We start from the raw sequence: 20,937 nt of genomic DNA, 5'->3' as shown, positions 1-20,937 counted from the left end.
GTGAAGGAAGGTGATGGTCGTGGAAAGAAAAGAGCGTACAATTCTAATTGCCGTTATTGCAAATTTGATTCTCATTGTTTTACGCTTTTTCCTGGCAAATATTTCTGGGAGTCTGGGATTGAAAGCGAATGCCTGGCATTCGTTTACAGACGTTTTTGTATCGACAGTGGTTTTCCTGGGACTATTCATAGGGCGTATTGGGGCAAGGAAGGTAACGAAGGCAACGAAGGCAACGAAGGTCATAAGCAGGCTGGAAAATATTCTTGCCCTGTTTGTATCAGTTTTTATTTTCTATATGGGTATTGAGATATTGTTTGAAGCCTTAGGAAATGAAGGAAAAGAACTGAGATATGTTGCCGTTACGGCTGCTGGGGCATTCCTAGGTGTAATAATAAACTACTTTATGGCACGTTATAAATTGTATGTAGGAATGCAGACCAACTCCCAAAGCCTTATTGCCGATGGTTACCATTCCAAGATGGATATGTACTGTTCTATTGCAGTTTTAGTTGGCCTGACGGGTTCTTTATTTGGTATGGACAGTTTGGATAAAATAACGGCTATCATAGCTATGGTTTTTATGTTTATAGCCTCTTATGAAATCTTCACAATTAATCTAAAAACACTCAGTTCAGGAGAGGCTCACAGGGATGACCACGAGCATTCAAACTTTAAGTTTTCTTTCAGAAATAAGAAAATGCTGGCGGGAGTTTGTTTGGTTTTTGCTGCAGTGTACATGGCGTCCGGGATATTTTTCGTAAAATGGGATGAACAGGGAATTGTGAGGAGATTCGGAGCGGTTACCCGAGAAAATGTATCCCCCGGGCTGCATTATAGGCTGCCTTTTCCTATCGAGAAAGTGGTGCTGGTGAAGAAGGACAACATTAGGAATGTACAGAGCGGAACAAATTTGTTACTGACAGGGGATATGAATCTTGTAAATGTAAACATGGGAATCCAATACAAGGTTTCTAACGTTGTAAATTATTCGCTTAAAGTCAGCAATCTCGACAGCCTGATTAAGGCTGTGGCCACCACAAGCATTCGCCAAGTGGTGGGTGAAAAGAATATTGACTTTTTACTTTCTACTGGAAAAGATGAAGTGGAAGTGTCTTCAAAGAAACTACTTCAAGAGGCCTTGGATAGAAACAATACAGGCGTGCAGGTTGTAAACCTGCAGCTTTTAGAGATGACCCCTCCGCAGGAGATTATTGACAGTTTTCAAGATTTGGCTAGTGCCAGGCAGGATAAGGCAACTTATATCAATGAAGCACTGGCATTCAGCAATACAGTCATACCCGAGGCAAAGGGAAATTCCTATAAGACCATTAAAGAAGCAGAAGCCTATAAGGATGAGAAAGTTAAAACAGCCCAGGGGGACGCTTTACTTTTTGTCCAAAAATTTGAAGAATATCAAAAATCAAAGGGAGTAACTGAATACAGGCTTTATATGGAGACCATGGATAAAATCCTGCCGAAGGTCATGAAGATACTGCTGGGCGGTAATATCAAAGTTGAGGGCACCGACTTATGGCTGACGAATGATGGAGTAGGAAATCCTATTATTAATGGAGGAGGCGGGAAAGAATGAGTGTTAAGATGAGTGAAACGTTAAAAATAAAACCTAAAATTTTAGTAGGTGTAATACTTGGTCTGGTTTTACTGACTTTAAACCTTATAATTTATACAGTCGACACCACTGAGTATGCCGTGGTAACACAATTTGGAAATCCTGTAAACACGGTGCTTCAACCCGGTTTAAGAATCAAGCTGCCTGAGCCTATACAATCTGTACAACGGTTTGATAATAGAGTTCAGATTTATGAGGCCGAGCCTTTGGAACTGCTGACTTCAGATAAAAAGAGTGTTAAGGTCGACTATTACGGGACGTGGCGGATCACCGACCCTGTTACTTACATGAAAACAGTCAAGGACAAAGTTGGAGCAGAAGCGAGATTGCAGGATGTTTTTTCCTCAAGTTTGGGTGTAAAACTGGGTCAGTATAATTTAGATGAGCTAATAAGTGTAGACACTAACAAATTAAAACTCAATGCCATGATGCAGGATACTGTTCGGAAATCTAAGGAAAAAGCTAAAGAGTACGGCATAGAAGTGGTAGATGCTCAAATAAAGGTTTTGAATTTCCCTGAAGCGAACAAGCAGAGCGTATTTGCCAGAATGAAAGCTGAGCGTGAGCAAATGGCAAAGAAATACCGCTCTGAAGGAAGCGAAGAAGCGGCTAAAATAAGGGCGGATGCTGAAAAGGAACAAAAGATACTTCTTTCAGAAGCCTATAAACAGGCGCAGAAATTAAAGGGTGAGGGGGATGCTGAAGCTATAAAAATATATGGGGAAGCATTCCAAAAGGATTCAAAATTCTATGAATTTACTCGTGCCCTTGAAACCTATGAAAAAACTATTGATGAAAAAACAACCCTTGTACTCCCTTCAAATTCCGAAATTCTTAAATACCTGGAAAATGGCAAGGTTGGAAAATGATCGTTTGTAAAATTCTAACTGAAGGAGGTATTTACTGTGAGTGAAGGAGATAATAAGCCCCCTAAAAGAGCTATCAAAGATAGTCGTCTTTTAATCTACAAAATCATAAAAGATAGGTTTTCAGCCTTATTCCATATGCTCAAGAACCGTTTCAGCGGTAAGTATAATAATACACAAAATAACAAGTTACGAATCTCAATTGTAGAGGATATTGCCCAAGCGTTTAATCATATTAATCCTAAAAAAACTGCGCTAGCAATGGGATTAGGCTTTCTGTTAGTATACGTTCTGACAGGTATTTATATGGTTAATCCAGGTGAACAAGCCGTGATCAGGAGATTTGGCAGCGTCTTGGATAAACCCATTTCTGAGGGAATCCACTACCGTTTGCCGTGGCCTATTGATAAGGTGGAAAAGGTTAATGTATCGGAGGTTCGCAGAGCGGATGTGGGGGTCAGTCTACCCGACCATGTACACAAAGACAACCCTCCCCAAAACATTCAGTTGTTGACGGGTGATGAAAACATTATCAGTACCGAAGCTATTGTGCACTATAAAATTATAGATGCTCCTAAGTATTTATATAATGTAAATTCCGATGAGGAACGTTTAGTTAGAAATAGTGTTGAAGCTGCAATGGTTTATCTGACAGCAAGCATGGGTGTGGATGAGATTTTGACCAGTGAAAAAGTCAAAGCGCAGGACATGATTATGAAAAAGGCACAGGCTATCCTTGATGGCTATAATTCAGGGCTGCAGGTTTCAACCTTTAATATCAAAGCGATTGTACCCCCGGATGAGGTTGCCAATGCTTTCCGGGATGTTACAACAGCAAAGGAAGATAAAGAGAAGCAAATCAATCAAGCCAGAGGGTACTACAACAGCCTGATTCCTGAAGCTCGAGGCAAAGCTAACGAACAAATCACCAAGGCTGAGTCTTATAAAGCGGAAGTAGTAAACATAGCGAAGGGTGATTCCCAAAAATTTGAGACAATGCTGGCAGAATATCAGAAAAACAGCCAAATATATTCGCAGGATACCACAAAATACCGTTTGTTCCTAGAAACGATGGAAAAAATATTACCTAAGGTTAAAAAATTGATTGTTAATCCCTCGGACGGCAAAATTAACTTAAGGCTTTTTGACCAAGCTACCAGCCAGAAAAATTAATAACTTTTCTACTTTCAAGAGGGGCTGAAACAAAACTTGTTTTCAAGTTTGTTTCAGCCCCTTCGTGCTCTGCTTCTGTGACGAAAGCCATCATCCAGCGCTATAGTATTCGTTGAGGGCTGTGCGCTTTCGTCACCTAAGTCGCGATGTTCAACTTTTGCTGAACGAGAGTAATCAACTAATTTGTTTTTTCACTATTTTGCGTTTTGAGGAGAAATACCAAAATAAAGATGCTCCTCCGAATAAAAGTAAACCTGCTACCAAGGCTTTGATAAAATTCTGTGGATGTTTAAATATATCCCAAAAGTCACGGCCTATCCAAGACTCCCAAGCAATCATTGGTATTTTGCCCAAAATAGTAGCAAGAAAAAATGACCTAAATTTCATAGGAGACAGTCCTGCAGCGTAATTAATTGCTGCTGCCGGAATCACTGGAATCATACGTCCCATCATAACCATAAAAAAGCTTCGTGATTCGGGCAACTCTGCCCATTTTCCTAGTTTTTGGAGTTTAGGTTTAGCCCATTCTTGCCCTAAAGATCTGGCGAGGTAAAAACCTAATGAGGAACCAAAAACACTTCCGGTCAAGGATAGGAAATAACCAGCTATTGGTCCAAATAGGATAACATTTATACCTGCCAGTAATGCGAATGGAACAATTGGAAAAAGTGTTTGAGCAGAAATTATGAATAAATCTAATACGATCCCTTTCCAACCTAGTTCGTTAATTAGAATCTGCAAGGCTCCCGCATTTTGAAGGTGTGGATAAAGGAACCATATTAGAGCTAAAGACAAGAATATTGTAACTACAGAAGCAACTTTTTTTTGGTTTAAAATAATATCCACTCCCTGCTGCAACTCTCAGAAATAGTACATTGCTAAGTTTCTGTTTCACATTCAGATTCAGATTGTTTTATGGTGAAGCTAAACTTGCTTCCTTCTTCAAGCCTGCTTTCTACCATGACTTGTCCGCCGTGTTTGTCTACAATTTCCTTAACAATTGCTAAGCCTAAGCCTGTTCCGCCTTCGCTTCTAGACCGTGCCTTGTCCACTCTGTAGAAACGGTCCCAAATAGAGGGTAAGTCCTGAGGAGGGATGCCTTGGCCAAAATCGGTAATTTCAACGATGATCTCTTCGTTCAGGGAAGTAGCGCAGATAATGATTGCTCCCTCGTGAGAAGAATAGCGAATAGCGTTATCTAAAAGGTTGTAGATTACTTGTTCTATTCGATCTTCGTCTCCATAACAGAAAGGCAAGTTCTGGGGAACATCGACCTTTACGCTTAAATGCTTACCTTCCAACTGAATTTTAAGGCTTGTTAAGGCTCTGTCTACAATCGAACGTAACGGGAATTCATCTACATCAAAAAGAGCTGTTTGAGAATCGAACCGAGAAATCTCTAGGAGATCATTAACAAGACGGCTTAAACGATGAGTTTCCTGTTGAACGATTTGAAGATATTTGGTTTCGTCTTGCCTATCTTTTGCTTTTCCTTGAATTAGGGCGTCGATATAACCTTGGATAGAGGTTAGAGGACTTCTAAGTTCATGGGAAACATTGGCTACAAAGTTGCGTCGCATTTTCTCGAGTTCAGATAACCGTTTAGTCATGTGATTGATCGATGAGGCCAGCACGCTTAATTCATCTTTAGATTTAACCTCCACACACTCATCAAATTTACCATCGGCAATGTTCTTAGTTATTTCACAAACTCTTTTAATTGGCCTGGTAATCTGTTTAGTTAACAAAAAGCCGATACAAATTGAGATGAGAATTCCTAACAAGGCGGCACCAAGGTAAATTTTGCTCATTATCTTGGTAGTATCATTTACCCCTTTTACCGGTGAGTATAAGATTACTCCGCCGATAAACTCATTTTCTTCAAAAATGGGGGCTATCGTTCGTATCATAGCACCCTTGAAATACTCGGTCTGTCCTGTTCGAATACTGACCTTGCCGGATTTCAGTTGATCGAGGTCCATCTCCTCTAAGGTATTTCCCAGGCAGTATAAGTGATCTGCCGAAGCAACAATGACTTTGCCGTATTTGTCTATGATCCAAGCCTCTGTTCCTAATACTCGATCTGCCCGATTAACTGTAACTAACATAGGTCCAGGGTCTAAGTTTGTCAGGAGAAACGGTTTAACTATAGCGCTAAGCTCTTGACTCCGTACTACAAGTTCTTGTTCCTTGTTTTTAATCAGATAGTTTTGTACCAGATAGACTTGCATACTGCCGACTATGGCAATTGCTACCAGGACTATCCCGATATAGCTGGCCAATAACTTTGAAAAAATGCTCTTATTCATCTTTGGGAACCACGAACCTGTAACCAAGTCCCCAGACTGTCTGAATGTATAAGAGAGCGCCAGGAACGGACTCAAGTTTTCTTCTTAATCGCTTAATAGTGTTATCGATGGCTCGAGTATCACCCATATAGTCGAATCCCCATACTCTCAGCATAATAGTTTCACGTTGGAGGACTATTCCGGGGTTACTGGCAAAAAACCAGAGTAAATTGAATTCTTTGGACGTAAGTTCTAAGGGTTGGTTAAGAATTTCTGCTTTAAAGGTTGCGTTGTCTAGATAGATGCCTGGATACTCAATGATCTGAAGGTTTTCCGCAGGAGCAGAATTAAAACGCCGTAAAACTGCTTTAACTCTGGCTATAAGTTCGCCAGGAATAAATGGTTTTGTAATATAATCATCAGCACCAAGTTCTAACCCGAGGATTTTATCATAAGGGTCGTCCTTGGCTGTAAGCATAATAACTGGTGTATTGGTGACCTGACGAATTTTTCGGCACAACTCCCAACCGCTTAATCCAGGCAACATAATGTCCAGCACGATCAAATCAAACGGTTTTTGTAAGAAGGCTGAAAGGGCAGATTGACCGTCATAGGCTAAGGTTATATTAAAATCATCGCTTAAGTATAGATTTACCAAATTACAGATGTGTTCTTCATCATCCACGACGAGTATTTTTTTCTTGTCCATGGGTATCTCCTTATTTGAAATCAAATGTATTCTTTACTTTTTTGTAAAGTCTATAAAAATAGGGGGATGAAGACCTTTTCCACAAACGAAGTAGATTACTTTGATATCATATTAGGTTCTGTCTAGCCAGAGTAGTCTTTGCACTATCTGTAACATTTTGTTACGGCAATGCAAAGACTACTTTTCTTTTGTTATTTAATTATTTGATTTAATATCTGACAACTTCTAGGGAAAATAAGCAAGGGGATCAGTAGGATTACCGTTTACCCGAACCTCCAAATGGAGGTGTGGACCAGTGCTCCAACCTGTTGACCCTACATAACCTACCAGATCACCAGCCTTCACATTTTGGCCGTTTGGAGCGGTTATTTTTGACTGATGGGGGTACATCGAGGATATCCCCTGACCATGATCGACTATCACAGTATTGCCATAGGCCCCATACCAGCCAGAGTATATTACTGTACCGGCACCAACAGAATAGATAGGCGTCCCGCTTGGCGCAGGTATGTCTGCTCCGGTATGTAAGCGCTTGGTTTTAGTAATTGGATGAATACGCCAGCCGTAAGGGCTGGAAATGGTGTGATAATCTGACAAAGGCCAATAACTGATACTGCCAACCACACCGCCGGTGCTCCCGGCTTGTAACTGACGAATCTTTTGTTCCAAGGCTTTGGAATCATTTTCTAATTTGTTGATCTGGGTAAAGAGTTCGTTTTGTGCTTGTGTGACTTCTGCCAAAGAATTCTGCTCTTCCTGTTTTTTGCTCTCTAGAACACCTTTAGCAGCGATAGCTTCTTGTCTTGTTTTTTCGGCTATATCCCGTTTTTCTTTAAGTTCTTCAGTTTTTTGAAGGACTTTTTCTTTCTCTGCTTTAATAGACTCTAGTAGTTTCTGGTCGTTTTGTATCAGCATTTCAAAATACTCAAACTTGGTTATAAATTCACTGAGGTTCTCAGCTTGAAAAAGCATATCCAGGTAGCTAAAGTTTCCTTCCTCGTAAATCCCCCGAACCCTTTTCCGAAGGGCTTCCTGTCTGTTTTCAAGGTCCTTTTGTTTGGCAAGAAGCTCTTTTTCTGCTGCTTCCACGCTAGTCTTAGCTTCAAGATAGGCAGTATCTTTTTGGGACATGGCTATTTTAGCCACGCTAATTTGGCTCGCCAGTTCCTTAAGATTCCGTTTCTTTTGTTCCTCAGTGAATTGCAGATCTTTAATCTGGCTCTTCGCATTATCCTGGGCTTTTTCTATTTCTGTTTGCTTACTCATAAAATCATTAAGTTCGTTTGCTCTGGCAGGAACAACCATGGAACTGACTAAAATTATTGTAATACTAAGTGCTATAAGCCAAGGATTACGCAACAGTGACAAACCTCCAAACATTTGCATAAATACCGATTATAAATATTACAATTCGACATGAAGCGTCTGTAGTCCTGTTGAAAAGATAATTGTAACAAAAATGTTAAAAAGGTATATGGACTATCCGTTATACGCTGATTAATCTTAGTACGCATAAACCAAACGAGAAGGTCAAGCATTTCGCTTGTCTTCTCGTTTGGTTTTTTATCACTAATCCCTACTATCTGTGCTATCCCTCTCGGTGTGCTCCCCCGAACTCTGCGGCCACTTGGACTGAAGCTGAGTATTAAATCCATCTTCTCTTTCTATGGGTTGTTCTCGTTCTTGATCTTGTTCTCGTTCTTGTTCTGTTTCCCTATTATAGGGAGGGTTCGTAGGTTGTTGTGGTGTAGAACTTTCCGACGTGCTGTGGTCAGGGGATTTTTCGTCGGAACTCGGTTCGGTCGAATTATGGGATGTTTCTGGCGGAGGTTCAGGGGTTGTTCCTTGTGGAGGTTGATTTACAGAAGAAGGGCTGGAATCATTGGGTTCGCTCCTATTACTAGAGGTGCTGCCAGCGGAGGACTGGCTCTGGTTCTTGGAACGGTCCGTATAACTATGGTTCTCGGTAGTCTTTGATTCTATATTTGCAGGTTGGTTGTGTTCTGAACCCTTTTTAGCACGTGGTTCTGGCTTGGTATCTTCGGAGTTATCTTTCCAGTTTTGTGCTCTTACCTCCAAACTTTCTTCAGGGAAAAGGCTGGATACACTAACATTCGCATCCACCAGAGCTTTCTGTACATTATTGCGGAGGGTATCAGGTTGAACAGTGATACCTTTTTCTTCACATCGATCATAAATTAGATAACTGTTAACCGTCATGCCCTGTTGTTGAGCCTGCTGTTGGGTTTTCTGGTTCGTCTGACCGACAACCACACTTCCGGACAGGTTCCTGCGAATCATTTCATCCCGGATTGTGTTTCGGAGTATTTCCGTATCAATCATTTGGTTTCCCCACTTATTAACCGGTACCACACTGGCTAAAACCAGATTTTGTTTTTCATTTAACATTCCTTTGTTATTAGCATTTTCCACGATTAAATTAACGGTTTGATAAACGTCTAACCCTTTAATGGATATTCCTTCCGATAAACTTGATGCACCATTGATATCGCGCACTTTAATAACCTTGCCTTGGTTGTTAACGAGCAGCTCGATACCTTTGTTGATATCCAGAGCAACGGATGCAACCGCCATATTAGGAAGGAAAAGGAGGTAGAACGCAGTAATGCTAAATACAAATAATAAAACTGCTGCTGTCGAATATTTAAGCCAGGAATTATGGAATGATGGTATCCGTTGAGGTTTTATAATCACCTCAATCGTCTGGCCTACTATAGGCGGCTCTTTAGGAGTAGAGATTTCTAAAAAGTCGCCTTTATCTGTGAAGATGACAGTAAGCTTTGGTGAGGTTCGCATCACAATGCCTTTGGTTTTCTCCATATTTCTTCACCTACTCCTCTTGTTCTAATGGAATCTGCATGAAAGTTTTCAGGGGATAAAATGCCGGCTCGGATAAGATGAGAGCCAGAGCAATAAGATATTTTCGCCCCTTTTCTAGGGCTTTGCGTTTTACGCCGGTCAATACCTCCAGTTCTTTAATGGGTAAAAGTCTATGAGTTTTAAGATATGCCATAAGGCCAGGGTTATTGCTTAAAGCCAAGGCTGCCTTTAGGAGAGTTTGCTTGCTGTCTTTTTGTTTCGGGGAGACTTTTAGTAAATCATCTAACGTCACTTTATAGTAACATAGCACGCGGACGTAGTTTTCAATGACTTCTGCTAAGGCATCTTGCTTCTCGATTTCTTGATATTGCTCTTGGGAAGTATCAAGATCGTAGCGGCTTAGCTCTTCATCCTCTAAGTTCATGGGCGAGAGGGAAAGATGTTGATGTTTGCCTTCTTTGCGAAAATAGTCCACTAATCTTCGCCGGATCACCATTTGAACAAAACTATGAAAAGAAGCTCCTCCATGGGAGTCGAAGCTGTCAATCGCTTCATTAAAGGCTAAAAGAGCAATGCTGAGCTCATCGTCATTATCCCAGGCTAAATACCTACTGCAGATTTTGGAACTTACCCTAGCTATAAATGCTTTATGAGATCTTATAAGTTCCTCTCGGACGAGAGGATCACCGCTCTTGGCTGATATTAGGGTCTCTCTCGAAACCTGTTCTTGCATTTTCATCACTCCGCTTGATAGTTATTCGTAAGTATGTAGCAGTTTCAAGGGGTAGAAAAAAACATTCTACTCCCCATTATGGGTGTAGAATGTTACAGCATTGTCACATTAATGTGTCTTTTGTGTTGCATAAAATTTGCAGAGCAGACAAGTACTATTGCACAATAACGTCAACGCAATAAATTAAGTTTAAAAAAGGACAAGCAACTACTTGTTACTTAAATCAATAACTGTTATCCTAACACATGAGCATATATTCAATTGATGTAACTAACCCTACGACACCTAAAGGCGTAAAGCTAAGTGTGTAAAACAATTACCATAGGAGGAGATGCTTTGATGAATAGTCAGTTGTTTTCAACCTTGATGGGATTGGGAGTTGGTGGTTCGGGTATAGCCCTAGGCGGCATAGTTGCTTACGGGTTGGGAAAATACTTCGCGAGAATCTCAGGACTAATTCTAGCCTGTTCAGCCGGTGTTATATTTTCTCTTCTGACATTTGAACTTTTGCCTGAAAGTGTCAGTACAGGTGGTTTATTTGCTACTGGAATCGGAATCATTATAGGTATCCTCATGATTATTCGTTTGGAGATTTTTTTCCATAAAGTTGTGATTATAACTGACAATCCAAGTAAATCCATGTTTATTCGGTCCGGAATACTTCTCGCGATAGGGGTAGCCATTCACAATTTACCAGTCGGGTTTGCCATGGGAATCGGTTTGGTGAACTATGACAAGATTGGTTTAGATTTAGCTGCTACTATGTTATTGCATAACTTTCCAGAGGGCTTCGCGATCTTACTCCCCTTGGCACTCAGTGGGCTTAGTAGTACTTCCATTCCAATTATCGCCTGCATTGTAGCTCTTCCTGCCGGACTTGGGTCCTTCCTTGGTTCAAGCTTAGGAATAATTAACCCGAAATTACTAGCTATCTTCTTTGGGATTGCAATCGGTACAATTTTCATGGTGACTTGGCAAGAGATCTTGGGCCATGCAATAAAACATACCCGACGAATTCATCTTTTTCCTAGCATTATAACAGGTCTTATTCTGGGAATCTTATTTACATCTCTCATTTTGTAGTTAGTACTACAGTTAATAAGTTATTCAATTTTTCGATTTGATATCTGCAGTGACGAAATTGCTATATTTCGTTCATGGAATCCGATTATGTAGAACAATATTAGGAAGTTCATGGACTCTCGGAGGATCGAGCCCCCTGTAATGGTTTTGACTATTTAGGTTCATCTACTTGATTTTATATTGACTTTTACAGAACAGATAGATATTATTAAGATAATATATGAACGATTAGTCATATGTTCAAGTGAAAGGATATGAAAAGAGGAATTAAAATGGTTGATAAAAGAAATGATGTAGATAGGTGTAACTGCAATGTTATACATGAGGAGATCGTAAATATGGTCAGGGCAAAAATGCCTATGGAAGAAAACCTGTACGACCTTGCAGAATTATTTAAGGTATTCGGTGACTCGACTAGAATTAAAATACTTTGGGCTTTGGATGAAGCTGAAATGTGTGTCTGCGACATCGCTGTCTTGTTAAATATGACCCAATCAGCAATATCCCATCAGCTAAGAGTTTTAAAGCAGGCACGGCTGGTGAAATATCGAAAAGACGGAAAAATTGTATTTTATTCCTTGGAAGATGAACATATTAAGCAAATATTTAATCAAGGTCTAACCCATATTAATGAATAGATTGGTTACGCTTTTGAAGAGTTGTAAAGTAGAACAGAAAGAAGGGAATTAAGAGTGAGTTCACTGGCAAAAAAAGAGCTTATTTTAGAGGGTCTGAATTGTGCGAACTGTGCTACTAAAATTGAGGAGCAAGTCAAAAAGGTTGAAGGTGTTTCAGGTGCTTCCTTGAATTTTGTAACCAAGATTCTCACGATAAACATGGACAGTAGTGGAAAGCAAGAGGATGTACTAAATCAAGCTAATCAAATAATTAATAAACTTGAACCCGATGTTATCATTAAAGACAAAGCTTTGTCACGTAAGGAAAAAAAGGTATTACTATTAATTGGATTAGACTGCGCTAATTGTGCTACAAAGATTGAAAAAGCGATTAATAGTCTTGATGGTGTGAGTTCCGCCACTGTGGACTTTGTTTCGAGAAAACTAACCATTGAAGTAGACCAGAAGCGCGATTTGCCTAGGGTCGTTGAGCAAGCATCTAAAATCGCTGTACAAATAGAATCAGGAATCAAAGTAGTTGAAAACCAGGACAAGAAAGAGGAAAGCAAGGAAGACGAAGACGGAGGGATTAAGAAGTCAAAAGCTATTCAATTAGGTATAGGAGCAGCTCTTTTTTTCGTTGCTATATTAGTTGAGCTTCCTTTCTGGGCTGAATTTAGTATATTCTTAGTGAGCTATGTTTTAGTCGGTGGGGAAGTTGTTTTAAAAGCTGTTCGAAATATTTCAAGGGGTCAGGTGTTTGATGAAAACTTTTTAATGACGGTTGCTACTATAGGTGCTTTTGCAATCAAGGAATTTCCTGAAGGTGTGGCAGTCATGCTTTTCTATCAGGTTGGCGAGTTGTTCCAAAATATGGCCGTGAACCGTTCGAGAAAGTCAATCAGTGCCTTGATGGACATTCGACCCGACTATGCAAATCTTAAGGTTGGAGAGGATATTAAGAGGGTATCTCCGGAAGAAATTAGTGTTGGAGATATCATAGTTATCAAACCGGGAGAGAAGGTCCCCCTCGATGGCAAGGTTATTGAGGGTATGTCAATGCTCGATACTTCGGCCATAACCGGGGAGTCAGTGCCCAGAGAAGTTGAGCCGGGAAACGAAATTCTTTCGGGAACCATTAATAAGAATGGTCTGTTAACCGTTGAGGTAACGAAAGAGTTTGGAGATTCAACCGTATCAAAGATCCTTGATTTAGTACAAAATGCGAATAGCAGGAAAGCTCCGACTGAACAGTTTATTACGAAATTTTCCAGGTATTATACTCCAGTCGTCGTATTTGTTGCCTTAGCAATGGCTGTTGTTCCACCTTTGGTTGTTTCAGGGGCCACTTTCTCAGATTGGATCTATAGAGCTTTGGTTTTCCTCGTTGTATCTTGTCCTTGTGCTTTAGTAATTTCGATACCATTGGGTTTCTTCGGGGGAATTGGCGGAGCTGCTAAAAGTGGTATTTTAGTTAAGGGCAGCAACTATCTTGAAGCTTTAAATAATGTAGATACGATAGTTTTTGACAAGACAGGCACTCTTACAAAAGGAGTGTTTAAGGTTACTAAAATTTCTACACAAGGTCATGAATCTGAAGAGAATCTTTTGGAGTATGCTGCTTTTGCTGAAAGCTATTCAAACCATCCTATTGCAATTTCAATCCTGAAAGCTTACGGGAAAGAAATCAATAAGAGCGAAATAGAAAACTACGATGAAATATCTGGGCATGGAATCAAAGTAAGTGTCAAGGGTAAACGTATTCTTGCCGGCAATAAAAAATTGATGGCTAAAGAAAATATCACTTATGATGAGGTTGATGAAATTGGTACAGTAGTTCAAGTAGCGATTGATGGCAAATATGCAGGCTATATTGTAATATCGGATGAAATAAAAGATGATGCCAAAAAGGCCACCAAAGAACTTAAGGCGATTGGTGTAAGAAAGCTGGTAATGCTTACCGGAGATAACAAACTGGTGGGAGAAGCAATTGGGCACCAGTTAGGCCTTGATGAAGTCCATGCTGAGTTACTCCCCGATCAGAAGGTTGAGAAGCTGGAACTCTTAGAAAAACAAAAGAAAACAAAAGGGAAGCTACTCTTTGTTGGTGATGGTATCAATGATGCCCCGGTACTGGCTCGTGCTGATGTTGGTGTGGCAATGGGGGGATTAGGTTCTGATGCAGCAATAGAGGCAGCGGACATTGTGATCATGACAGATGAACCCTCTAAGCTAGTAAATGCCATTAAAATTGCCAAAAGAACCCGAAGTATCGTCTGGCAGAATATAGTTTTCGCATTGGGAGTTAAAGCTATTGTACTTGTTTTAGGTGCTGGAGGTATCGCTACTATTTGGGAAGCAGTGTTTGCTGATGTCGGTGTTACGTTGATTGCTGTTATTAACGCAATGCGTGTCATGAAAACGAATTAGTTATTGAGAGTACTAGAAAGTTATTTTGTAAATTTGATCGCCTAAAGGGATGAGAGATTAAGTATGTAACGTGAAATGTTAAAGTAAGGTTAAGGTAGGACAAGGTTAAGAATGGCCCTTGTCCTACCTTTTCAATTGCTTTTTTACCTTTTGTTCCTTTTTGAGGAGAAATACTAAATTACTGATGGTCCGAGAGACTATGAACCGGGGTTTATAACAAAAATGTTAAAAATTCGTTAACTTTATGTAATCATCTTAGAATATAATTATTCCTATGAAAATTAGAATAGGGACAAATGTTGGCGAATGGGGGAACGGAGCAATAAGATGAGAATAGGTTTCAAACTTGGATTAGCGAATGTAGTAGTTCTTTTTTCATTAGCCTCATTAGGAGGTACCTTTGTTTATACTCAACAGAAAACGATTAGCGAGTTTAACTATTTGGCAGAAAACAACTACCCATTGCAATTTATTGCCCAAGAGGTAAAATCTAATATGGCGGATCGCGGGATGTCCGAACTGAGCTATATAGTAACTCAAGACCCTAAGAATAGGAACAAGCTCGAAGCAATTGATCAGAAAATTAAGGATTCACTAGAACAAGCGAACCAATTGAAAATTGATTCTAAGGAAAAACTTATCGTCGATAAAATTCAAACAAGCTACATAGATTACGTTCAAGTTAGTCAACAAGTCCTTGATGCAGTGCAAAATGGTAAACTTGCAGACGCTAAGAATCTACATTATAACAAAGAAATGATGCTAAAGGATAAAGTAAATCAGGAAATCACGGATCTAATTAATAATCAAAAGGAGGAAGTCGAAAGAGAAATAAATGAGGTTCATTTAATTACGCAAAAAGGATTATACTTGGCGATTTTTTTGAATATTTTGGGTTTGGCAGTGGTCATTGCATTATTCATAATTCGAAGAAATGTCGTAAAACCAATACGTTCTTTGGAACAAGCAAGCCAGAAATTAGAAGCAGGCGATTTAACGGTTCAGTTGAACAACAATTCCAAAATTAAAGATGAAGTTCAAAGTTTAGCTCAAGCATTTGTCAGCATGATTAGCAATCTTCGTGAGATGATTGAAGAAATTCGGAATAACTCTATTCATGCTGAAGATATCAGTATGAAACTGGATCGTGAAATACAACATGCTTTGGCTGACTCGGAAGAGGTCGCCGCGTCAGTTGATCAGGTTAGTAGAAGCCTTCAAACCCAACAGCAGAACTTTACAAATTCTCTTACTTCGGTTAACCAAGCTAAACAAGAAATGCATGAAGTTTCAATGATTGAACATCAAACACTGCTTGCTGTTCAGGAAACCGAAAAAGTGGCAATTGAAGGTGAGTCTCTGGTAAAAGCTTCTGTTTTTCAGATAGAGGAAATTGCTCGTCGGGAATCAGAAATGACAGAGAAAATTATTATTTTAGGGGAAGAATCGGCTGAAATAGAGAGAATGGTAAATACGATTGCTGAATTAGCGGCCCAGACGGACTTGTTAGCACTCAATGCTTCCATCGAGGCTGCACGTGCGGGTAACCATGGTCATGGGTTTACTGTGGTAGCGGAAGAAGTTAGGAAACTGGCCGAGAGATCGACATCCTCCACAAAAGAAATTGTAAAGATCGGGAGCTCTATCAGAAATAAAACGAATGAAGTTGTTGAATCAATGAAAATAACACATGGTGCGGTTCAAGAGGGTATGAAGGTAGTAAAGGCTTCCGGGGATCAATTTCAAAAAATCGCCTTGGCTTCGCAGCAAGGGGTTAATTATGTAAAAGCAATGGATAGAGCAATTCTTAAGTTGAAAGAAGAAATTGAAGTCATCTTAAAGGCGACCGTAGAAATTGCACGAGCCAATGATTCGATGAGCCAATCAGCTCAACAAATTAGTCTCGGAGGTCAGGAGCAGGCTCGCTCCATTAGTGAAATCTCAGTTCAAATGGCCGAACTCATACAGCATACTCAAAAGCTTCAAGATATGACGCGGAAATTCACACTGACTTAACGTGATTATTTAAAAAGGAATACCATAGTCGCGTGGGGGAATCATAAATGCATAAATGTATTCTTCGCTTGGACGTTATAACTGGTTGACAAATCTATTTGGTTAACATATTCTATAATTAAATTTTAATATTTACTCTAAATAGAGCAGGCGATACACTTCTTTAAGTGTGTGGGGCTGGGCCGGTTTGCCGGCAGCAGGATAAAAACCTGTGGGACTATAATTATTATAGTCCCACAGGTTTTTTGCACTTATCAGAAACTTCGTTGCATACTTTCTGATAAGTGCAACCAATGGTTTCGCTTTCGCTTGGGCTCGGCGAAGCCGGGTTTTCTTTATAGTAGGCGTCATTAGTAGTGAGTTAATTGGTAAATTCATAAAGAAATTATAGGAGTGATTAGATATAATGGCTATCGACAAACAAAAGGCAGCATTGAGTTCGGTTTTTGCAGCGGTATTTCTCACATTAATGAAACTTGCAGTGGGCATTTTTACAGGCAGCTTAGGTATTTTATCAGAGGCACTGCATTCAGCTTTGGATTTGTGTGCTGCAGTTATAACCTTCTTCGCAGTAAGGTTTTCCGATAAACCAGCAGACTCCACGCACCACTACGGACATGGGAAGATTGAAAGTTTTTCTGCCCTTATAGAAACAGTGCTTCTTTTCATAACCTGCGGATGGATTGTTTATGAAGCTGGGAAAAAGTTATTTTTCGGCAGCGGTGTGGAATTGATTGGAGTTCAATGGGGTGTACTTACAATGATTATTTCGATCATTGTTGACGCGTCGAGAGTAAAGGTTTTGAAGAAGGCTGCTAAGGAACATGGAAGTCAGGCATTAGAAGCGGATGCACTTCATTTCAGCAGTGATGTATGGAGTTCATCAGTAGTCCTTGTGGGCTTGGTCAGTGTATGGATGGGTAATTATATTAACATTCCTGTTTTGAAGTATGCTGATCCAATAGCGGCTTTGGGTGTTGCGCTGCTTGTTATAAAGGTGAGCATCAAGCTTAGCAGGGAGACCATTGATATTTTGCTTGATACCGCACCAAAAGGCATGAAGGAAATGATCGAAAACGAGATCAGCCAAATTACCGGTGTTCTCCAGATAGCAGAAATTAGAATAAGGCCTTTAGGAGGGAATCAATATATAGATATAAATGTTGGGATTTGCCCAAACCAAAGCCACAGATCTGTTCATGCCATAGTTCATGAAATCAGAGAGAGGATTATCAATATAATGCCAAGGTGTGATATTGTAGTCAGCACCTTTCCTACCGAAGTGAAATGTAACAAAAATGTTAATCTAATGTGATCTTTCTGTAAAGAAACTTGTTTATACTATGGTCAAGAAATAACAAGGAGGTACATAACGTGAAAAGAAGGTTATTAGTTATTCTTACTTTGGTATTTGCCCTCGCTTTGGCTGCTGCTCCTGTCTATGCTGCTATCACGGATCAACAAAAAGCTGATATCGATGCCCTCAATAAACAAATTTTAGAGATTCGAAAACAGATTGTGGACAAATATGCCGAGGCAGGCGAGATCACCAAGGCTCAAGCAGATGCGACAAAGGCTAATATCGACGCTAGTGAACAATATCGTCAGCAGTTTAGCCAACAACAGGGTCAGATTCCAACTCCCGGGTATGCACCAGGTTATGGTTACGGTTGTGGCTGGGGCGGAGCTAGATACAATGGAGGAATGTGGTAAGACTCTGATTTAGATAGATCCATATGCAAATAACTAAAACACGGGTAACCAGTATGGGGTACCCGTGTTTTAGTTATCAAAAAAATTATTGTTCCAATTGAGTACGGATCGAGTAGGGTTCTCAACTTTTTTCGGCAAAAGTGTTTATTGTAAATTGGGTGATTCGTAATAGTTGAACTGTTGACTTATAATGAAATGTATAAGTATCACAAGGGGGTTGAATTTATGATTAGCACAATAAGTCTATTTATTCTAGCCGGGTTAGCAGAAATAGGTGGGGGTTATTTAGTTTGGCTTTGGTTACGTGAGGGCAAGCCTGTAGGGTATGGAATTATCGGTGGACTTATTCTTGTGCTATACGGAATAATTCCTACCTTTCAAAAGTTTCCCAGTTTTGGAAGGGTGTATGCTGCCTACGGTGGTGTTTTTGTTATTCTTTCAGTACTTTGGGGCTGGGGTATAGATCGTAAAACACCGGATGTTTACGATTGGATTGGAGCTTTAATATGCATGATTGGTGTCTCTGTGATACTCTGGGCACCCAGGCAATAGCAGCGAAAATATGCAAATGATAACTTAATCCTATTGGAAGGGGCTTAAAAGTGGAAGACAGGTTAAAGATCCTTGTTGTGGATGATGACCCTTTGATTAGGGAATTAATCCAGGTTTATTTAGAAGAAGAATTCCTCGTTATTCATGCTGAAAATGGTTCTAAGGCAATAGAGAAAGTCCAAACGGATGAGCCCTCTTTAGTGTTGTTAGATATTATGCTACCGGTTATAAATGGTTTGGAAGTTTGTAAGCAAATAAGGACCTTCTGTCAAGTGCCAATTATTATGGTTTCTGCAAAAGGAGAAGAAATTGATAAAGTCCTGGGTCTAGAATTAGGTGCCGAAGATTATATAACCAAGCCCTTTAGCCCCAGAGAACTTTTGGCAAGGGTTAAGGCCCAAATAAGAAGAAGCTTAATTGGCGGAGAAGGGGGGGCAAATAAGGGCTTTTCGGATTCCATGAGCCGAGGAAAACGTATTCCAGATGATACTCTTGACTTACCAGGGCTTCATATAAATTTTATAAAGTATCAGGTTCTTTTAGACGAGTTGGAGGTTGAACTAACTGCTAAAGAATTTGATTTATTGGCTTTCTTAACACGCAACAGGGGACAAGTCTTTACACGGGAACAATTATTGAACAAAGTTTGGGGCTTTGACTATGTAGGAGATACAAGGGCAGTGGATTCAGCCATCAAAAGGCTGCGCAAAAAAATAAATCATGAAGAAAAAAACTACATCTTCATACATACAGTACGGGGAATTGGGTATAGATTTGAGGTGCCCAACCAATGAAAACCATATTTACAAGGCTGGTTGGCTCCTTTATCCTTATTGTTGTAATAAGTTTGGTTGTTATAGGGGTAAGCTTATCCTTTATGTTTAAAAACTATCTTTTTGAGCAGAAAGAAAGGGAGCTGATTATTAAAGGACAAGATATGGCCCAGGAGGTTAAGCCCTTTCTCGTGGAAAAGAGGGACCCCCACGATTTTGTCAACTTAGCTAACCGCTTGGACTTGAATATGGGGACTGAGGTCTGGGTAGTTGATAAAAAGGGTGCTGTCATAGCCGCTGCGGCAAATCATGAGTACTGCGAAGGGAATTATTTAGAGGTTTCTGAACTAAAGAAAATGCAATCAGGCAGTGTATCTGTAAGTAAAGGGCAATCCCAATATTTTCAGGAACCGGTTATTCGAGTTATAATCCCCATAAACCATGAGGAAAGGATCATTGGAGCCATTATTTTATACTCTCCGATACGTGGGATTGATAAAGCCTTAGCTAACCTTACCCAAATGGTATTGAGCGCAGGCATTGTTTCGTTAGCCATTGCTTTTCTAATAGGGATAATCCTATCGAGGCGTCTTTCAAGGCCTATTCTAACCATAACCGAAGCTTCAATATCGATAGCAAATGGCCAAAAGCATGTCACTGTTCCGACGGATACAAGAATTAAGGAAATAAACCAACTCGGAAAAACCTTTAACAAAATGTCGAGTAAGGTTGAAGCCAATGAAGAACGAATGAAGGAATTTGTTGCTAATGTATCTCACGAATTAAGAAGTCCTTTAACATCCATCAAAGGTTTTATTGAAGCCTTGATTGATAACAAGGGCAGAACCCCCGAGGTACAGCAACGATTTCTTGCAATTATTAATGACGAAACTGATCGATTATCTTATCTTGTGAATGACCTCCTGATTTTATCTAGATCTGAAGAAGGGAGTTATTTGGAACCCGAAGATGTCGAACTTAAAGATTTTATAGAAAATGTGATAACAGGCTTTCGATCGAGGGCTGAAGAAAATTCGATTACGATGGAAGTCATATCTAAAGTAAATTCAGTTCTCCTAAAAATTGATGTAAATTCCCTTCACCAAATTATAGTGAATTTAGTGGATAATGCTCTAAAGTATTCCCCTCAGGGTGGGAATGTTTCAATATCTATAGAAGAATCTGAGAACATGATCAACATTTTAATAAGGGACTCTGGGCTAGGAATACCGGAAAAAGATCTGCCCCATATTTGGGATAGGTTTTACCGAGTGGATAAGGACAGGAGCCGCGAAACAGGTGGGACTGGTTTAGGCTTAGCTATCGTTAAACAATTAACCGAAAAAAATGGTGGCCAAGTTGAGGTAGAAAGCGCCTTAGGTAAGGGTTCGATCTTTTGCGTTAGGTTCCCTAAAGTATAAGAGAATTGAAAAATATAGAACCGATTTGTTCATATTACATTTAAAACCAGGTGATTATCATCTGGTTTTACTTATTTTATTTGTTCCATTCC

Annotated in this window: 18 protein-coding genes and 1 riboswitch; of the genes, 12 read left to right on the top strand and 6 right to left on the bottom strand. The window is 39.9% G+C overall.

All coding sequences use genetic code 11. The features are described 5' to 3' along the window. The first annotated feature begins 19 nt into the window (after positions 1 to 19). The 3 genes from hflK (DP73_RS22040) to hflK (DP73_RS10945) are packed head-to-tail and all read left to right on the top strand — an operon-like array spanning position 20 to position 3,669. Complete coding sequence (gene hflK / locus DP73_RS22040) at positions 20 to 1,591, top strand: FtsH protease activity modulator HflK (RefSeq protein ID WP_052090568.1); 1,572 nt, start codon at positions 20 to 22, stop codon at positions 1,589 to 1,591. Further along, positions 1,588 to 2,499, top strand: a complete 912-nt coding sequence (gene hflC, locus DP73_RS10950; protein WP_052090566.1) for a protease modulator HflC — start codon at positions 1,588 to 1,590, stop codon at positions 2,497 to 2,499. Before hflK (DP73_RS22040) ends, hflC begins: the two co-directional genes overlap by 4 nt. Positions 2,500 to 2,535: 36 nt before the next feature. Beyond that, complete coding sequence (hflK, locus tag DP73_RS10945; protein ID WP_052090564.1) at positions 2,536 to 3,669, top strand: FtsH protease activity modulator HflK; 1,134 nt, start codon at positions 2,536 to 2,538, stop codon at positions 3,667 to 3,669. Between the two features lie 174 nt (positions 3,670 to 3,843). Here the strand turns inward: hflK (DP73_RS10945) and DP73_RS10940 are convergent, their stop codons facing one another. The 6 genes from DP73_RS10940 to sigI form a co-directional block, all read right to left on the bottom strand. Then, positions 3,844 to 4,515: a TVP38/TMEM64 family protein gene (locus tag DP73_RS10940; RefSeq protein ID WP_348982413.1), complete on the bottom strand. Its 672-nt coding sequence runs from the start codon at positions 4,513 to 4,515 to the stop codon at positions 3,844 to 3,846. 32 nt (positions 4,516 to 4,547) lie between these two features. Beyond that, a complete protein-coding gene (locus DP73_RS10935) occupies positions 4,548 to 5,978 on the bottom strand; it encodes a HAMP domain-containing sensor histidine kinase (protein WP_034599483.1) in 1,431 nt (476 codons plus the stop codon). Beyond that, positions 5,971 to 6,666, bottom strand: a complete 696-nt coding sequence (locus DP73_RS10930) for a response regulator transcription factor (RefSeq protein ID WP_034599482.1) — start codon at positions 6,664 to 6,666, stop codon at positions 5,971 to 5,973. Before DP73_RS10930 ends, DP73_RS10935 begins: the two co-directional genes overlap by 8 nt. Positions 6,667 to 6,891: 225 nt before the next feature. Next, complete coding sequence (locus DP73_RS10925; RefSeq protein ID WP_165574403.1) at positions 6,892 to 8,025, bottom strand: peptidoglycan DD-metalloendopeptidase family protein; 1,134 nt, start codon at positions 8,023 to 8,025, stop codon at positions 6,892 to 6,894. A 210-nt stretch (positions 8,026 to 8,235) separates the two neighbouring features. Next, positions 8,236 to 9,507, bottom strand: a complete 1,272-nt coding sequence (locus DP73_RS10920) for an anti-sigma factor domain-containing protein (protein ID WP_052090561.1) — start codon at positions 9,505 to 9,507, stop codon at positions 8,236 to 8,238. Between the two features lie 10 nt (positions 9,508 to 9,517). Then, entirely contained in the window at positions 9,518 to 10,240 is a 723-nt protein-coding gene (gene sigI / locus DP73_RS10915; RefSeq protein ID WP_034599481.1) for an RNA polymerase sigma-I factor, read from the bottom strand. A 339-nt stretch (positions 10,241 to 10,579) separates the two neighbouring features. Here sigI and DP73_RS10910 point away from each other — a divergent pair, with 339 nt between their 5' ends. From DP73_RS10910 to DP73_RS10870, 9 genes are all read left to right on the top strand, one after another. Beyond that, the gene (locus tag DP73_RS10910) at positions 10,580 to 11,323 is read left to right on the top strand and encodes a ZIP family metal transporter (protein WP_034599480.1); all 744 of its coding nucleotides are present in this window, start codon (positions 10,580 to 10,582) and stop codon (positions 11,321 to 11,323) included. 272 nt (positions 11,324 to 11,595) lie between these two features. Continuing rightward, entirely contained in the window at positions 11,596 to 11,961 is a 366-nt protein-coding gene (locus tag DP73_RS10905) for a metalloregulator ArsR/SmtB family transcription factor (protein ID WP_034599479.1), read from the top strand. 63 nt (positions 11,962 to 12,024) lie between these two features. Next, on the top strand, positions 12,025 to 14,370 hold the full coding sequence (locus DP73_RS10900) for a heavy metal translocating P-type ATPase (RefSeq protein WP_034599581.1): 2,346 nt from the start codon (positions 12,025 to 12,027) through the stop codon (positions 14,368 to 14,370). A 327-nt stretch (positions 14,371 to 14,697) separates the two neighbouring features. Further along, positions 14,698 to 16,386, top strand: a complete 1,689-nt coding sequence (locus DP73_RS10895) for a methyl-accepting chemotaxis protein (RefSeq protein ID WP_034599478.1) — start codon at positions 14,698 to 14,700, stop codon at positions 16,384 to 16,386. Between the two features lie 132 nt (positions 16,387 to 16,518). Then, positions 16,519 to 16,608: riboswitch (NiCo riboswitch) on the top strand. A gap of 184 nt (positions 16,609 to 16,792) precedes the next feature. Next, positions 16,793 to 17,701 (top strand): cation diffusion facilitator family transporter, encoded by a 909-nt coding sequence (locus DP73_RS10890; protein WP_034599477.1) that lies wholly within the window; start codon positions 16,793 to 16,795, stop codon positions 17,699 to 17,701. Between the two features lie 59 nt (positions 17,702 to 17,760). Further along, the gene (locus DP73_RS10885; protein WP_034599476.1) at positions 17,761 to 18,099 is read left to right on the top strand and encodes a YckD family protein; all 339 of its coding nucleotides are present in this window, start codon (positions 17,761 to 17,763) and stop codon (positions 18,097 to 18,099) included. 225 nt (positions 18,100 to 18,324) lie between these two features. Continuing rightward, entirely contained in the window at positions 18,325 to 18,651 is a 327-nt protein-coding gene (locus DP73_RS10880) for a YnfA family protein (RefSeq protein WP_034599475.1), read from the top strand. A gap of 50 nt (positions 18,652 to 18,701) precedes the next feature. Next, entirely contained in the window at positions 18,702 to 19,445 is a 744-nt protein-coding gene (locus DP73_RS10875) for a response regulator transcription factor (RefSeq protein WP_034599473.1), read from the top strand. Continuing rightward, complete coding sequence (locus DP73_RS10870; RefSeq protein ID WP_034599472.1) at positions 19,442 to 20,845, top strand: HAMP domain-containing sensor histidine kinase; 1,404 nt, start codon at positions 19,442 to 19,444, stop codon at positions 20,843 to 20,845. Before DP73_RS10875 ends, DP73_RS10870 begins: the two co-directional genes overlap by 4 nt. The last annotated feature ends 92 nt before the right edge of the window (positions 20,846 to 20,937 follow it).

The sequence above is a fragment of the Desulfosporosinus sp. HMP52 genome (genome assembly GCF_000765145.1).
Lineage (GTDB): Bacteria > Bacillota > Desulfitobacteriia > Desulfitobacteriales > Desulfitobacteriaceae > Desulfosporosinus.
This window is presented reverse-complemented; position numbering and strand designations above follow the sequence as displayed.

Coding starts and splice junctions, on each gene's coding strand:
- hflC (WP_052090566.1), top strand. CDS start 1,588: ATGAGTGTTAAGATGAGTGAAACGTTAAAAATAAAACCTAAAATTTTA.
- DP73_RS10935 (WP_034599483.1), bottom strand. CDS start 5,978: ATGAATAAGAGCATTTTTTCAAAGTTATTGGCCAGCTATATCGGGATA.
- DP73_RS10930 (WP_034599482.1), bottom strand. CDS start 6,666: ATGGACAAGAAAAAAATACTCGTCGTGGATGATGAAGAACACATCTGT.
- DP73_RS10920 (WP_052090561.1), bottom strand. CDS start 9,507: ATGGAGAAAACCAAAGGCATTGTGATGCGAACCTCACCAAAGCTTACT.
- sigI (WP_034599481.1), bottom strand. CDS start 10,240: ATGCAAGAACAGGTTTCGAGAGAGACCCTAATATCAGCCAAGAGCGGT.
- DP73_RS10910 (WP_034599480.1), top strand. CDS start 10,580: ATGAATAGTCAGTTGTTTTCAACCTTGATGGGATTGGGAGTTGGTGGT.
- DP73_RS10905 (WP_034599479.1), top strand. CDS start 11,596: ATGGTTGATAAAAGAAATGATGTAGATAGGTGTAACTGCAATGTTATA.
- DP73_RS10895 (WP_034599478.1), top strand. CDS start 14,698: ATGAGAATAGGTTTCAAACTTGGATTAGCGAATGTAGTAGTTCTTTTT.
- DP73_RS10890 (WP_034599477.1), top strand. CDS start 16,793: ATGGCTATCGACAAACAAAAGGCAGCATTGAGTTCGGTTTTTGCAGCG.
- DP73_RS10880 (WP_034599475.1), top strand. CDS start 18,325: ATGATTAGCACAATAAGTCTATTTATTCTAGCCGGGTTAGCAGAAATA.
- DP73_RS10870 (WP_034599472.1), top strand. CDS start 19,442: ATGAAAACCATATTTACAAGGCTGGTTGGCTCCTTTATCCTTATTGTT.